The 13434-nt window shown below is 69.2% G+C and carries 12 protein-coding genes, 1 tRNA gene and 1 riboswitch; of the genes, 6 read left to right on the top strand and 7 right to left on the bottom strand.

Features of this window, described 5'->3' with window-relative positions; all coding sequences use genetic code 11:
- The first annotated feature begins 48 nt into the window (after positions 1–48).
- From rpoC to TCCBUS3UF1_RS09525, 6 genes are all read left to right on the top strand, one after another.
- Positions 49–4620: a DNA-directed RNA polymerase subunit beta' gene (gene rpoC, locus TCCBUS3UF1_RS09550; RefSeq protein WP_014516299.1), complete on the top strand. Its 4572-nt coding sequence runs from the start codon at positions 49–51 to the stop codon at positions 4618–4620.
- 39 nt (positions 4621–4659) lie between these two features.
- Positions 4660–5238 carry a fuculose-1-phosphate aldolase gene (locus TCCBUS3UF1_RS09545; protein WP_014516298.1) on the top strand — a complete coding sequence of 193 codons (579 nt, stop codon included), beginning with the start codon at positions 4660–4662 and terminating at the stop codon, positions 5236–5238.
- Entirely contained in the window at positions 5235–5474 is a 240-nt protein-coding gene (locus TCCBUS3UF1_RS09540) for a hypothetical protein (RefSeq protein WP_041433873.1), read from the top strand. Before TCCBUS3UF1_RS09545 ends, TCCBUS3UF1_RS09540 begins: the two co-directional genes overlap by 4 nt.
- Positions 5444–6292 (top strand): alpha/beta fold hydrolase, encoded by an 849-nt coding sequence (locus TCCBUS3UF1_RS09535; protein WP_014516296.1) that lies wholly within the window; start codon positions 5444–5446, stop codon positions 6290–6292. The genes TCCBUS3UF1_RS09540 and TCCBUS3UF1_RS09535 overlap by 31 nt, the downstream gene beginning before the upstream one ends.
- Positions 6293–6385, top strand: a riboswitch (TPP riboswitch).
- Positions 6386–6406: 21 nt separating this feature from the next.
- Positions 6407–7441: a thiamine ABC transporter substrate binding subunit gene (locus TCCBUS3UF1_RS09530; protein WP_014516295.1), complete on the top strand. Its 1035-nt coding sequence runs from the start codon at positions 6407–6409 to the stop codon at positions 7439–7441.
- 3 nt (positions 7442–7444) lie between these two features.
- Positions 7445–8911, top strand: coding sequence for an iron ABC transporter permease (locus TCCBUS3UF1_RS09525; protein ID WP_014516294.1), 1467 nt, complete (start codon positions 7445–7447; stop codon positions 8909–8911).
- Here TCCBUS3UF1_RS09525 and TCCBUS3UF1_RS09520 read toward each other — a convergent pair.
- The 7 genes from TCCBUS3UF1_RS09520 to TCCBUS3UF1_RS09490 all read right to left on the bottom strand — a co-directional run bounded on the left by TCCBUS3UF1_RS09520 (position 8908) and on the right by TCCBUS3UF1_RS09490 (position 13403).
- Positions 8908–9702 carry a DNA-formamidopyrimidine glycosylase gene (locus TCCBUS3UF1_RS09520; RefSeq protein ID WP_014516293.1) on the bottom strand — a complete coding sequence of 265 codons (795 nt, stop codon included), beginning with the start codon at positions 9700–9702 and terminating at the stop codon, positions 8908–8910. The genes TCCBUS3UF1_RS09525 and TCCBUS3UF1_RS09520 overlap by 4 nt on opposite strands.
- Complete coding sequence (locus tag TCCBUS3UF1_RS09515; RefSeq protein WP_014516292.1) at positions 9695–10006, bottom strand: DCC1-like thiol-disulfide oxidoreductase family protein; 312 nt, start codon at positions 10004–10006, stop codon at positions 9695–9697. The genes TCCBUS3UF1_RS09520 and TCCBUS3UF1_RS09515 overlap by 8 nt, the downstream gene beginning before the upstream one ends.
- Positions 9990–10385: an acyl-CoA thioesterase gene (locus TCCBUS3UF1_RS09510; protein WP_014516291.1), complete on the bottom strand. Its 396-nt coding sequence runs from the start codon at positions 10383–10385 to the stop codon at positions 9990–9992. Before TCCBUS3UF1_RS09510 ends, TCCBUS3UF1_RS09515 begins: the two co-directional genes overlap by 17 nt.
- A gap of 12 nt (positions 10386–10397) precedes the next feature.
- Positions 10398–10634 carry a 4a-hydroxytetrahydrobiopterin dehydratase gene (locus TCCBUS3UF1_RS09505; RefSeq protein WP_014516290.1) on the bottom strand — a complete coding sequence of 79 codons (237 nt, stop codon included), beginning with the start codon at positions 10632–10634 and terminating at the stop codon, positions 10398–10400.
- A 52-nt stretch (positions 10635–10686) separates the two neighbouring features.
- A tRNA-Met gene (locus TCCBUS3UF1_RS09500) sits at positions 10687–10763 on the bottom strand.
- A gap of 9 nt (positions 10764–10772) precedes the next feature.
- Positions 10773–12149 carry an FAD-binding oxidoreductase gene (locus TCCBUS3UF1_RS09495; RefSeq protein WP_014516289.1) on the bottom strand — a complete coding sequence of 459 codons (1377 nt, stop codon included), beginning with the start codon at positions 12147–12149 and terminating at the stop codon, positions 10773–10775.
- Positions 12150–12158: 9 nt separating this feature from the next.
- Entirely contained in the window at positions 12159–13403 is a 1245-nt protein-coding gene (locus TCCBUS3UF1_RS09490; protein WP_041433872.1) for an MFS transporter, read from the bottom strand.
- Between the last annotated feature and the right edge of the window lie 31 nt (positions 13404–13434).

The raw sequence follows: 13434 nt of genomic DNA, 5'->3' as shown, positions 1-13434 counted from the left end.
GGGGTAGAGAGAAGAGGCGTTCCCGGTAGGGAAATAGCTGGAGGAAGAATGAAAAAAGAAGTCCGCAAGGTCCGCATCGCCCTGGCTTCCCCGGAGAAGATCCGCTCCTGGAGCTACGGGGAGGTGGAGAAGCCCGAAACCATCAACTACCGCACCCTGAAGCCCGAACGGGACGGGCTCTTTGACGAGCGCATCTTCGGCCCCACCAAGGACTACGAGTGCGCCTGCGGCAAGTACAAGCGCCAGCGCTTTGAGGGCAAGGTCTGCGAGCGCTGCGGGGTGGAGGTCACCAAGAGCATCGTGCGCCGCTACCGCATGGGCCACATTGAGCTGGCCACCCCCGCGGCCCACATCTGGTTCGTCAAGGACGTGCCCTCCAAGATCGGCACCCTTCTGGACCTTTCCGCCACCGAGCTGGAGCAGGTCCTCTACTTCAGCAAGTACATCGTCTTGGACCCCAAGGGGGCGGTGCTGGACGGGGTGCCGGTGGAGAAGCGCCAGCTCCTCACCGACGAGGAGTACCGGGAACTCCGCTTCGGCAAGCAGGAAACCTACCCCTTGCCCGCGGGGGTGGACGCCCTGGTCAAGGACGGCGAGGAGGTGGTGAAGGGCCAGGAGCTGGCCCCGGGCGTGGTGAGCCGCATGGACGGGGTGGCCCTCTACCGCTTCCCCCGCCGGGTGCGGGTGGAGTACCTGAGGAAGGAGCGGGCTGCCCTGCGCCTGCCCCTGGCGGCCTGGGTGGAGAAGGAGGGGTATAGGCCGGGGGAGATCCTGGCGGAGCTTTCCGAGCCCTACCTCTTCCGCGCGGAGGAGGAGGGGGTGGTGGAGCTTCAGGAGCTCCAGGAAGGCCACTTCCTGGTCCTCCGCAAGGGGGAGGAGGTGGTGGCCCGCTACTTCCTCCCCGTGGGCCTCACCCCCCTGGTGGTGCATGGGGAGATCGTGGAAAAGGGCCAGCCCCTGGCCGAGGGTAAGGGCCTCCTCCGCCTGCCCCGGCACATGACCGCCAAGGAGGTGGAAGCCGAGGAGGAAGGGGAGACCGTCCACCTCACCCTCTTCCTGGAGTGGGCCGAGCCCAAGGACTACCGGGTGGCCCCCCACATGAACGTGGTGGTGCCCGAGGGGGGCAAGGTCTTCCCCGGGGACAAGGTGGTGGCCGCCATTGACCCCGAGGAGGAGGTGATCGCCGAGGCCGAGGGGGTGGTCCACCTGCACGAGCCCGCCAGCATCGTGGTGATGAAGGCCCGCCTCTACCCCTTTGAGGACGACGTGGAGGTGACCACCGGGGACCGGGTGGCCCCCGGGGACGTCCTGGCCGACGGGGGCAGGGTCAAGAGCGAGATCTACGGCCGGGTGGAGGTGGACCTGGTCCGCAACGTGGTGCGGGTGGTGGAGTCCTACGACATCGACGCCCGCATGGGGGCGGAGGCCATCCAGGCCCTCCTCAAGGAACTGGACCTGGAAGAGCTGGAGAAGGAGCTTTTGGAGGAGATGAAGCACCCCTCCCGGGCCCGGCGGGCCAAGGCAAGGAAGCGCCTGGAGGTGGTGCGGGCCTTCCTGGATTCCGGCAACCGCCCGGAGTGGATGATCCTCGAGGCCGTCCCCGTCCTGCCCCCCGACCTCCGCCCCATGGTGCAGGTGGACGGGGGCCGCTTCGCCACCAGTGACCTCAACGACCTCTACCGCCGCCTCATCAACCGCAACAACCGCCTGAAGAAGCTCCTGGCCCAGGGCGCCCCGGAGATCATCATCCGCAACGAGAAGCGCATGCTTCAGGAGGCGGTGGACGCGGTGATCGACAATGGCCGCCGCGGCGCCCCGGTGACCAACCCTGGCTCCGAACGCCCCTTGCGCAGCCTCACCGACATCCTCTCGGGCAAGCAGGGCCGCTTCCGCCAGAACCTCCTGGGCAAGCGGGTGGACTACTCGGGCCGCAGCGTGATCGTGGTGGGCCCCCAGCTCAAGCTCCACCAGTGCGGCCTGCCCAAGCGCATGGCCCTGGAGCTCTTCAAGCCCTTCCTGCTCAAGAAGATGGAGGAGAAGGGCATCGCCCCCAACGTCAAGGCCGCCCGGAGGATGCTGGAGCGCCAGCGGGACATCAAGGACGAGGTCTGGGATGCCCTAGAGGAGGTGATCCACGGCAAGGTGGTCCTCCTGAACCGCGCCCCTACCCTGCACCGCCTGGGCATCCAGGCCTTCCAGCCCGTGCTGGTGGAGGGGCAGTCCATCCAGCTCCACCCCCTGGTCTGCGAGGCCTTCAACGCCGACTTTGACGGGGACCAGATGGCGGTGCACGTGCCCCTTTCCTCCTTCGCCCAGGCGGAGGCCCGCATCCAGATGCTCTCGGCCCACAACCTCCTCTCCCCCGCCTCGGGGGAGCCCATCGCCAAGCCCAGCCGGGACATCATCCTGGGGCTTTACTACATCACCCAGGTGCGGCGGGAGAAGAAGGGGGCGGGGCGGGAGTTCGCCACCCCGGAGGAGGCCCTGGCCGCCTACGAGCGGGGCGAGGTGGCCCTAAACGCCCCCATCCGGGTGGCGGGCCGGGAAACCAGCGTGGGCCGGCTCAGGTTCGTCTTCGCCAACCCCGACGAGGCCCTTTTGGCGGTGGCCCACGGGCTTTTGGATCTGCAGGATGTGGTCACGGTCCGCTACCTAGGTAAGCGCCTGGAAACCAGCCCTGGCCGGGTCCTCTTCGCCCGCATCGTGGGCGAGGCCGTGGGCGACGAACGGGTGGCCCAGGAACTCTTGCAAATGGACGTACCCCAGGAGAAGAACTCCCTCAAGGACCTGGTTTACCAGTCCTTCCTCCGCCTGGGGATCGAGAAGACCGCCCGGCTCCTGGACGCCCTCAAGTACTACGGCTTCACCCTCTCCACCACCAGCGGCATCACCATCGGCATTGACGACGCCGTGATCCCGGAGGAGAAGCGGCGCTACCTGGAGGAGGCCGACCGCAAGCTCATGCAGATCGAGCAGGCCTACGAGATGGGCTTCCTCACCGACCGGGAGCGCTACGACCAGGTCATCCAGCTCTGGACCGAGACCACGGAGAAGGTCACCCAGGCGGTCTTCAAGAACTTTGAGGAGAACTACCCCTTCAACCCCCTCTACGTCATGGCCCAGTCCGGGGCCCGGGGTAACCCGCAGCAGATCCGGCAGCTCTGCGGCATGCGCGGCCTGATGCAGAAGCCCTCGGGGGAGACCTTCGAGGTGCCGGTGCGCTCCTCCTTCCGCGAGGGGCTTACGGTCTTGGAGTACTTCATCTCCAGCCACGGGGCCCGGAAGGGCGGGGCGGACACCGCCTTGCGCACCGCGGACTCGGGGTACCTGACGCGGAAGCTGGTGGATGTGGCCCACGAGATCGTGGTGCGGGAGGCGGACTGCGGCACCACCAACTTCATCTCCGTCCCCCTCTTCCAGCCCGATGAGGTGACCCGCTCCCTGCGCCTCAGGAAGCGCTCGGACATCGAGTCCGGGCTTTATGGCCGGGTCCTGGCCCGGGAGGTGGAGGTCTTGGGCCAGCGCCTCGAGGAGGGCCGCTACCTCTCCATGGAGGACGTGGCCCTCCTGGTCAAGGCCGCGGAGGCTGGGGAGATCAAGGAGGTGCCGGTCCGCAGCCCCCTCACCTGCCAGACCCGGTACGGGGTCTGCCAGAAGTGCTACGGCTACGACCTCTCCATGGCCCGGCCCGTCTCCATCGGGGAATCCGTGGGGGTGGTGGCGGCGGAGTCCATCGGGGAGCCTGGCACCCAGCTCACCATGCGCACCTTCCACACCGGGGGCGTGGCCACCGGCACCGACATCACCCAGGGTCTGCCCCGCGTGATCGAGCTCTTTGAGGCCCGCCGCCCCAAGGCCAAGGCGGTGATCTCGGAGATCGACGGGGTGGTGCGCATCGAGGAGACCGAGGAGAAGCTTTCCGTCTTCGTGGAGTCCGAGGGCTTCTCCAAGGAGTACAAGCTCCCCAAGGATGCCCGGCTTCTGGTCAAGGACGGGGACTACGTGGAGGCCGGCCAGCCCCTGACCCGCGGGGCCGTGGACCCGCACCAGCTCCTGGAGGCCCGGGGGCCGGAGGCGGTGGAGCGGTACCTGGTGGACGAGATCCAAAAGGTCTACCGCGCCCAGGGGGTGAAGCTCCACGACAAGCACATTGAGATCGTGGTGCGGCAGATGCTCAAGTACGTGGAGGTCACCGACCCCGGGGACAGCCGCCTCCTGGAAGGCCAGGTGCTGGAGAAGTGGGACGTGGAGGCCCTGAACGAGAGGCTGATCGCCGAGGGCAAGACCCCCGTGGCCTGGAAGCCCCTCCTCATGGGGGTGACCAAGAGCGCCCTCTCCACCAAGAGCTGGCTCTCCGCCGCCAGCTTCCAGAACACCACCCACGTGCTCACCGAGGCGGCCATCGCCGGGAAGAAGGACGAGCTCATCGGCCTCAAGGAGAACGTCATCCTGGGCCGCCTCATCCCCGCGGGCACGGGCTCGGACTTCGTGCGCTTCACCCAGGTGGTGGACCGGAAGACCCTGAAGGCCATTGAGGAGGCCCGCAAGGAGGCGGTGGAGGTGCGGGAGCCCGCCCCCCGTCGCCCTGCCCGCCGGGAGCAGCCGGGCAAGCAGGCCTGAGCCTCCCCACCCTGGGCCGTCGTGGGCCATAATGGGCCCATGCTGGCCCGGCTTTACACCGCCTTTCGCCAGGTGGGGGAGGACCTTTTCGGGCAAGGCCTCATCTCCGCCACCGCGGGTAACTTCTCCGTGCGGGGCAAGGAGGGCTTCCTCATCACCAAAAGCGGGGTGCAAAAGGCCCGCCTGACCCCCGAGGACCTGGTGGAGGTGCCCCTGGAGGGCCCCTTTCCCCCCGGGGCCAGCGTGGAGAGCGTGATCCACCGGGAGGTTTACCGGCGCACCCAGGCCCAGGCCCTGGTCCACGCCCACCCCCGGGTGGCCGTGGCCCTCTCCCTTCACCTGGACCGCCTCCTGCCCCTGGACCTCGAGGGCCAGTACTACCTGCGGGAGGTGCCCGTTCTGGCCCCTAAGACCACCTCGGCCAGCGAGGAGGCTGCCTCCGCCGTGGCCGAGGCCCTGGCCCACCACCGGGTCTGCCTCCTTCGGGGCCACGGGGCCTTCGCCGCCGGTTTCAAGGAAAGGCCCGAGGAGGCCCTTCTGGAGGCCTATAGCCTCATGACCACCCTGGAGGAGAGCGCGGAAATCCTCCTGTACCATCGGCTTTGGGGGGGAGGATGAGGGTGCTCTTCGTGGAGGGCAAGGATAAGGAGGGGCTTCTGGCCCTGGCCCAGCGGCTTCCCCACCCCTATGGCCTCCTGGAAGGGGAGGGGGTCTGGCTCCTCCAGGTCTGGGGCGCCTCGGAAGAGGCCCAGGCCCTGGCCCAGGCCTTGCCCGGGGTCAGGGTGTGGGCCTTCACCCTGCGGGATGGGGTAGTCTATAGGGGATGCGGGAAGAGATCGGCTACATCCCCGTAGGGGAAGCGGAGCTTTACGTGGAGGACGTGGGCGAGGTGCGCGCGCCCGCCCTTTTGGTCCTCCACGGAGGGCCTGGGGGCAACGCCTACGCCCTGCGGGAGGGCTTGGAGGAGTACCTCTCAGGCTTCCGCGTGGTCTACTTTGACCAGCGGGGCTCGGGGCGCAGTCTGGAACTACCCCAGGACCCCCGCCTTTTCACCCTGGATGCCCTGGTGGAGGATACCCTGGCCCTGGCCGAGGCCTTGGGGATTGAGCGCTTTGCCCTCCTGGCCCACGGCTTCGGGGCCTTGGTGGCCCTGGAGGTCCTCCGCCGCCACCCGGAGGCCCAAGGGGCGGTCCTCCTCGCCCCCTGGGTCAACTTCCCCTGGCTTTCCGCCCGCCTGGCGGAGGCGGCGGGCCTCACCCCCTTGGCCGACCCCGAGGCCAACCTGAGGGCAGCCCTGGCCCGGGCCGAGCCCAAGCTCCTGTTTGACCGCCTCATGTTCCCCACCCCCCATGGCCGGTTGGCGTACGAGTGGGTGGCCGAGGGCTCGGGCATCCTGGGGCCCGACACCCCCGCTTGGGCCTTCCTGCACAACGGGCTTTGGCACCTGGACTACACCCCCCACCTCGCCCCTTGCCGGAAGCCGGTCTCGGTGGTGGTGGGGGAGAAGGACGGCACCAGCTACCCCTACGCCGAGGAGGTGGCCGAGCGCCTCAAGGCCCCCATCCGCGTGGTTCCCGGGGCCGGCCACTACCCCTGGATTGACCAGCCCGAGGCCTTCGGCGAGGCCCTGGCGGCGGCCTTGGCCCCATTGGGGGCCCCTGCGTTAGACTAAAGGGGTCACCGGGGGTGCCCCTAGGGGGCTGAGAGATACCCTTGGAACCTGATCCGGGTAATGCCGGCGTAGGGAAGGTGACCGAGGCCCCTCCCGGTGACACGGAGGGGTGGTATGCAAAGAGCCTTTGCCCTGCTGGTCCTTTTGGCCTTTGGCTTGGCCCAGGAGATCACGGTCCTCACCCACGCCAGCTTCTCCTTGGACAAGGGGCTCATCGCCCAGTTTGAGCGGGAAACCGGCCTCAGGCTCCGCTTCCTCAAAGGGGGGGATGCAGGGGAGACCCTGAACCGGGCCATCCTGACCAAGGGAGCTCCCATCGCGGACGTCCTCTACGGCTTTGACAACACCTTCCTTGCCCGGGCCCTCGAGGCCGACATCCTCCTCCCCTACCGCAGCCCGGAGATCCGCAACCTCAGGGCCACCCTCCTCCTGGACCCCACGTTTCGGGCCCTCCCCGTGGACTACGGCTGGGTGAGCCTGAACTACGACCGGGCCTACTTCCGCGAGCGGCCCCTGCCCCAAACCCCCCAGGACCTGGCCCGGCCCGAGTACGCCCGGCTTCTGGTGGTGCAAAACCCAGCCACCAGCTCCCCGGGCCTGGCCTTCCTCATGGCCACCGTGGCCCGCTTCGGCGAGGACGGGTACCTGGACTTCTGGGCCCGGCTGCGGGACGGGGGGGTGCGGGTGGCCAAGGGCTGGAGCGAGGCCTACTACACCCACTTCACCCTGTACAAGGGGGATAGGCCCTTGGTGGTTTCCTACACCACCAGCCCCGCCGCCGAGGTCTACTACTCCGAGGGGAAGTACCGGGAACCCCCCACGGGCAACCTCTTCCCCGAGCTTTCCTTCTTCCAGGTGGAGTTCGTGGGCATCCTGAAGGGGACCAAGAACCTCGAGGGGGCCAAGCGTGTGGTGGACTGGCTCCTCTCCCGGCCCGTGCAGGAGAACCTGCCCACGGAGATGTGGATGTACCCCGCCCGCCGGGAGGCCCGGCTTCCCGAGGTTTTCCGTTTCGCCCCCGAGCCCTTGGGCAGCGTCCGCCTGGACCCCAAGGCCATGGCCCTCCACCGGGAGCGCTGGATCGCCGAGTGGACCCAGGTGGTCCTCCAGGGCCGTAGCCCCGAGGAGGTGCGCCGCGGGCGGCGCTAGGGCGTGGCCGGGCTTCTCCTCCTTTTCCTGGGCCTTGCCCTTTTCTACCCCTTGGGGCGCATCCTGGCCCTGGGGCTGGGGGAGGGGCTGGCCTTGGCCCTGGCCAACCCCTACTACTGGGGTCGGTACGCCTGGAGCCTGGAGTACGGCCTCCTTTCCGCCCTTTTGACCTTGGGCTTGGCCCTTCCTTTGGCCTTCGCCTTCCGCCGGCGTTTCCCTGGGCGGGAGGCTTTCTTGGCCCTATCCACCCTGCCCTTCGTCCTGCCCACCCCGGTGGTGGCCTTGGGCTTCCTGGCCCTCCTGGGCCCCCGCGGGGTCCTGGGGGTGGACCTCTACGGGACCCGGGCCCTCCTCCTCTGGGCCGCGGTCTTCTACAACCTGGGCCTGGCCCTCCGCATCCTCTTACCCGTGGCCGTGGCCCTCGAGGGGCCCCTGCAGGCCGCCCGCGTCCTGGGGGCCACCCCCTGGCGGGCTTTCCTGAGGGTGGGGCTTCCCCTCCTCCTCCCCGCCTTGGCCGGGGCGGGGCTTCTCGTCTTCCTCTACACCTTCTCCGCCTTTGGGGTGCCCCTTCTCCTGGGCGGGCCCCGGTACGCCACCCTGGAGGTGGAGGTCTACACCCTTTTGGCCTACCGCCTGGCCTTCCCCGAGGCCGCGGCCCTCATGCTCCTACAGCTTCTTACCCTGGGCCTGGCGGTCCTCCTGTACGGGCGCCTCAGGCCCTACCCCTTGCCTCCCGGGAGGCTTTCCCCTTCCCGGGGCTGGCCCTGGGCTTTAGCCCTTGCTTTCGCCGTGCTGTACGCCCCCCTAGGGGTCCTCTTCCTCCAGGCCGATCCCGCCGCCCTGGTCCGGGCCTGGAGTTCGGAGGCATTTACCCCCCTTTCCCTGGCCCTTGGGAATACCTTCCGCTTTAGCCTTCTGGCCCTCCTCTTGGCCCTGCCCTTGGGGGTGGCCTACGCGGTGGCGGCCCGGCGAAACCGGGCCTTGGACCTCCTGGGCCTTTTTCCCCTCATGGTGAGCCCCGTGGCCGTGGGGCTCGGCTACCTCTTGGCCTACCCTGCCTGGAGGGGCTCCTTGGCCCTCCTCCTCCTTGCCTACGCCCTCCTGGCCTACCCCCTGCTGGCCCGGGCCCTTCTCCCTGCCCTAAGGAGCCTTCCCCCAAGCCTCCTCCAGGCGGCCCGGGTCCTGGGGGCCCCCCCTTGGCGGGCCTTTCTCCGGGTGGAGCTTCCCCTGGTCCTCCCCGCCTTCCTTTCCGGGCTGGCCCTGGCCCTGGCCGCCATCCTGGGGGAGTTTGGCGCCAGCCTGGTCCTCTGGCGGCCCGAGTGGACCACCCTGACCCTGGCCATCTACGAGCGCCTGGGCAGGCCGGGGGAGGGACCCTTTGCCGAGGCCCTGGCCATGGCCGCCCTTCTTGCCCTGCTTTCCGGCCTCCTCTTCTTCCTCCTGGACCGCGGGCGGGGGCGGTGGGGCTAGGTCTGGCAGGCGGGGCAGAAGTGGGTGCCCCGGCCCCCCACCACCGCCTTGGCCAGGGGGTGGCCGCACCGGGGGCAGGGAAGCCCCTGGCGGCCATAGACCGCGTGCCGCTCCTGGTAGCCTCCCGGGAGGCCATCGGGCTGCTGGTAGGTGCGGTCGGAGAGGGTGCTCCCCCCTAGGGCCACGGCCTCGGCCAGGACCTGGCGGAGGCTTTGGAAAAGCCGCTTGGCCTCCTCCTCCTTCAGGGACCTTCCCCAGCGGAAGGGGGAGAGGCCCGCGCGGAAGAGGGCCTCGTCGGCGTAGATGTTTCCCACCCCCGCGGCCAGGGTCTGGTCCAAGAGGAGGGCCTTGAGGGGCTTTCGGCTCCGCCTCAGGCCTTCCCAGAAGGGGGGGAAGGCGAACCCCTCGGAAAGGGGCTCGGGGCCAAGGCGCCCCAGAAGGGGGATCTCGCGGTAGTCCCCCCGGTCCACCACCCAAATCCGCCCGAAGCGCCGGGGGTCGTGGAAGAAGAGCTCCCCTCCTTCCAGGCGGAAGCGCACCCGGGTGTGAGGGGTCTTCTCCAGGCGGAAGCCCCCGGTCATGCCCAGGTGGATCACCATCTCCAGGCCCCCCGAGAGGGCGAGGAGGAGGAACTTCCCCCGGCGGTCCAACGCCTCCACCTCCCGGCCCTCGGCCCGCTCCGTGTGGCGGTAGCGGGTGGGGTCTTCGTGCTGGACCCCAAGAAGGCGCCGGCCCCGGAGGAGGGGGAGGAGCCTCCGCCGGGTGGTCTCCACCTCGGGGAGCTCAGGCACGGGGCCTCCTCCGGGCCAGGGCCCGGTAAAGCCTAGGCCCCAGGCCTAGGGCCTGGCCCAGGAGGAGAAAGGGATAGAGGGGCCGGAGGAGGGGAAGCCGCCAGGCTAGGCGGAGAAGGGCCCCGTACCCCCGGTAGACCCTTTCCCCCTCCAGGAGGTGGAGTTCCTCCAGAAGGGCTTCCTGGTCCAGGCCCTGGGCCTCCTGCAGGGGTTCCACCCGCAGGCCCCCTTCCAGGTCCAGGGCCTTCAGGGTTCGGCCCAGGGCCCGGCAGTAGGGGCAGGCGCCGTCAATCAGTACCCGCATCCCCGTTTATCGCCTCGGGCGCGTCCACCGGCACGGGCTGGCCCTTGGCGTCCACGGCCACGTAGGTGAGCTCCCCTCGGGTGGCCAGCACCCGACCGTTCTCCTGGCCGAAGCGCTCCTTGTAGACCTCCACCTCCACGGTGAGGGAGGTCCGCCCCACCCGCACCACCCGGGCCACCACCTCCAGGAGGTCCCCGGTGCGGATGGGGACCTTGAACTCCACGCTCCCCACGGCCACCGTGACCACGGGCTTTCTGGCCCGGCGGGCGGCGGCGTAGGAGCCCACCTTGTCCATGAGGCCCAGGACGAAGCCGCCGAAGGCGGCCCCCAGGGGGTTGGTGTGCTCGGGGAAGACCAGCTCGAGGGTCCGCGCCTCCATACCCCTCCTAGGCTACCCCAGGAGGTCGGTAAGGCGGGCCATCTCCCGGTCCTTCTCCGTGATCCCCCCTGCGCTATGGGTCCACCACTCCACGGCCACCCGCCCCCACTCCACGGTGAGCCTAGGGTGGTGGTGGTGGGCCTCGGCCAGCTCCCCCACCCGGTTGGCGAAGGCCAGGGCCTCGCGGAAATCGGGGAAGCGGAAGGCCTTGTAAAGCCGCTCGGGATCCTGCCGTACCTCCCAGTCCATGCCCTAAGGGTAAAGGAACTCCCCCGGGCCTTTGGTGCCCGAGGGAAGGTTTTGGTTGCGGGGGCGGGATTTGAACCCGCGACCTTCGGGTTATGAGCCCGACGAGCTACCAGGCTGCTCCACCCCGCGTCGCCATCCTTAACTATAGCCGGATGATTCCCCCATGTCAAGCACCTTGCCCGGGTTCAGGAGCCCCTCGGGGTCCAGGAGGGCCTTTAGTTTTCGCATCCAGTCCAGGGCTTTCCCGTGCTCCAAGGGGAGGTACTTCTTCTTCCTCAGGCCCACCCCGTGCTCGGCGGTGCAGGTGCCCCCAAGCTCCAGGGCCTTCGCCACCAGCCTTTCCGCGTAGGCCTCGGCCCTAGGGTAGTCCTCGGGCCGGACAGGAACCAGGGTGTGGAAGTTTCCGTCCCCCACGTGGCCCAGGATGTTGCCCACCAGGTCCATCTCCCGAAGCAGCCCCTGGGCGAAGCGCACCATCTCCGGCAGGCGGGAGAGGGGGACGGCGGTGTCGGTGATCATGAAGCGGTGGCCGGGGAAGAGGTGGACCAGGGCCCAGTAGGCCTGGTGGCGGGCCTCCCACTGCCGCCGGCGTTCCTCCTCGGTCTTGGCGGCCTCCACCTCCAGGGCCCCCGTTTCCTCCATGAGGCCCAGGGCCAGGGCGCTTTCCGCCTCCAGGGCCTCCCGTGTGGAGGAGTGGAACTCCAGGAAAAGGGCCGGGCGCTCGGGGAAGGCTGCGCCCAGGTGGCGGTTGAGGGCCCTTAGGGCCAGCTCGTCCAAAAGCTCCAGCCGGGCCACGGGCAGGCCTGAGGCCATCACCCTAAAGCTGGCCTCCGCCGCCTCCTCCACCCCGGGGAAGAAGACCCTGAGGGTGTGAACGTGCTCCGGCAGGGGGTGGAGCCTCAGGGTGAGGCGGGTGATGAGGCCCAGGGTGCCTTCCGAGCCGATGAAGAGGTTCTTCAGGTCGTAGCCGGCGCTGGTTTTGCGCACGGGCCGGCCCAGCTCCAAGACCTCCCCGCTGGCCAGGACCACCTGCAGGGCCAGGACGTTGGGCCGCATCCCCCCGTAGCGCACCGTGGTGGTGCCGCTGGCGTTGGTGGCCGCCATCCCTCCCAGGGTGGCGTCCGCCCCCGGGTCCACGGGGAAGAAAAGGCCCGTGCCCTTTAGGGCCTCGTTCAGGGCCTTGCGGGTGAGGCCGGGCTCCACCACGCAGAGGAAGTCTTCCGGGCGCACCTCCAGGAGGCGGTTCATGCGGCTAAAGTCCAGGCTGATGGCCTCGCCCAGGGGGAGGAGGTGCCCCTCCAGGCTGGTGCCCGCCCCGAAGGGGATGACGGCCACCCCTTCCGCCCGGGCCCAGGCCAAGGCCTTCTGTACGTCCTCTACCCCCTCGGGATAGACCACCGCCAGGACCTCCCCCTCCTGGGGGTAGCCCTCGTCCCGCCCGTGGCGGCGGCGCTCGGAGGGGGAGGTGTCCACCTTTCCCGGCAGGAGGGTGTGCAGGGCCTGAAGCCTTTCCATGGGGAAAGTTTAGTCCCCTTTGGCGTCGGGGAGGAGGCGCTCGGCCTCCCGCAGGCTGGGAAAGAGGTAGCCGGCAAGCCCTAGGGTCACCCCCAGCCCGCCGAAGAGGAGGAGCATGAGGGCGATCCCCTCCCCCTGGCCGTAGCGGGGCCCGAAGACCCGGTCCGCCAGGAGCCCGGAGAGGAGCATGGCCAGGGGGTTGGCGAACCAGGCGATCATCCGCCGGGCGGCGAAAACCTTGCCCTGGACCTCGAGGGGCACCTTGGCCTGCCAGATGGCCTGGTTGGAGCCGTTGAGCAGGGGGATGAAGAAGCTTTCCAAAAAGGCCAGGACCGCCCAGGCCTGGGGGCCCTCCACAAGCCCCATGAGGGCCAGGGCCAGGCTGGAGAGGGCCATGCCCAGGAAGACCCCGTGCACCCGCTTCTTTGGCCCGCCCCAGAGGGAAAGGAGAAGCCCCCCGGCCACCCCTCCCAGGCCCGAGGCCGAGCGCACCAGGGCCAAGGCGGTCTCGGAGAGGGCGGTTTTGGCCAGAACCATGGCGGGCAGCACGGTAACCGCCAGGCTGGTGAGGAAGTTCACCCCGAAGAACATGAGCTGCAGGCCCAAAAGGGGAGGGCGGGCCAGGATGAAGCGGAAACCAAAAAGGGCTTCTTCCAGAAGGGAGGTCCCTGCCTGGGCCAGGGGTTTGGGGTTGGGGATGGGGACCAGGAGCAAGGTGACCGCCGCGGCCCCCGCCCCCAGCAGGTCCAGGGCGAAGATGGCCTTTAGGCCCCAGGGGCCGAGGAGGGCTGCGGCCAGGACCGGGGCCCCCACCCCGGCCAGGGACTCGGCCAGGCTCATCATCCCGCTGGCCCGGGCGTAGTCCTTCTTGTCCAGGAGGGCGCTCAAGGCCGCGGAGAGGGCGGGCCAGTGGAGGCTACTCAGGGCCCCGGCGAGGGCGGAAACCAGGTACAGGTGCCAGACCTCGAGGCGGCCCAGAAGGAGCATGAGGAGGAGGAAGCCCGTGGCTAGCCCACCCCCGAGGTCGGCGGCCAGCATGGCCCATTTCCGGGGGTACCGGTCCACCAGGGCCCCGGCCACGGGGGAGAGGAGGAGGAGGGGGAGGAAGTGGAAGAAACCCAGGAGGGAAAGGGTGGTGGCCAGGCCCGTCTGCTGGTAGGCGTAGAGGGTGAGGGCGAACCAGGTCATCTCCCGGCCCACCAAGGCCAAGGCCTGGCCCAACCAAAGGAGGCGGAAGGCGGCGAAGCCCTGCATGGCCTCCACTTTCCTCCCTTCCCTACTCCAG

It is taken from the genome of Thermus sp. CCB_US3_UF1, from assembly GCF_000236585.1.
Classification (GTDB): Bacteria; Deinococcota; Deinococci; order Deinococcales; family Thermaceae; genus Thermus.
Note: the sequence above shows the minus strand (reverse complement) of the source record. Positions and strands in the feature narration are given on the sequence as shown.

Bases quoted from the DNA above. Each gene is read 5' to 3' on its own strand.
- TCCBUS3UF1_RS09530 (WP_014516295.1), top strand. From the start codon at position 6,407: ATGCAAAGAGCCTTTGCCCTGCTGGTCCTTTTGGCCTTTGGCTTGGCC.
- TCCBUS3UF1_RS09490 (WP_041433872.1), bottom strand. From the start codon at position 13,403: ATGCAGGGCTTCGCCGCCTTCCGCCTCCTTTGGTTGGGCCAGGCCTTG.
- TCCBUS3UF1_RS09535 (WP_014516296.1), top strand. From the start codon at position 5,444: ATGCGGGAAGAGATCGGCTACATCCCCGTAGGGGAAGCGGAGCTTTAC.
- TCCBUS3UF1_RS09505 (WP_014516290.1), bottom strand. From the start codon at position 10,634: ATGGACTGGGAGGTACGGCAGGATCCCGAGCGGCTTTACAAGGCCTTC.
- TCCBUS3UF1_RS09510 (WP_014516291.1), bottom strand. From the start codon at position 10,385: ATGGAGGCGCGGACCCTCGAGCTGGTCTTCCCCGAGCACACCAACCCC.
- TCCBUS3UF1_RS09545 (WP_014516298.1), top strand. From the start codon at position 4,660: ATGCTGGCCCGGCTTTACACCGCCTTTCGCCAGGTGGGGGAGGACCTT.
- TCCBUS3UF1_RS09540 (WP_041433873.1), top strand. From the start codon at position 5,235: ATGAGGGTGCTCTTCGTGGAGGGCAAGGATAAGGAGGGGCTTCTGGCC.
- TCCBUS3UF1_RS09515 (WP_014516292.1), bottom strand. From the start codon at position 10,006: ATGCGGGTACTGATTGACGGCGCCTGCCCCTACTGCCGGGCCCTGGGC.
- rpoC (WP_014516299.1), top strand. From the start codon at position 49: ATGAAAAAAGAAGTCCGCAAGGTCCGCATCGCCCTGGCTTCCCCGGAG.
- TCCBUS3UF1_RS09495 (WP_014516289.1), bottom strand. From the start codon at position 12,149: ATGGAAAGGCTTCAGGCCCTGCACACCCTCCTGCCGGGAAAGGTGGAC.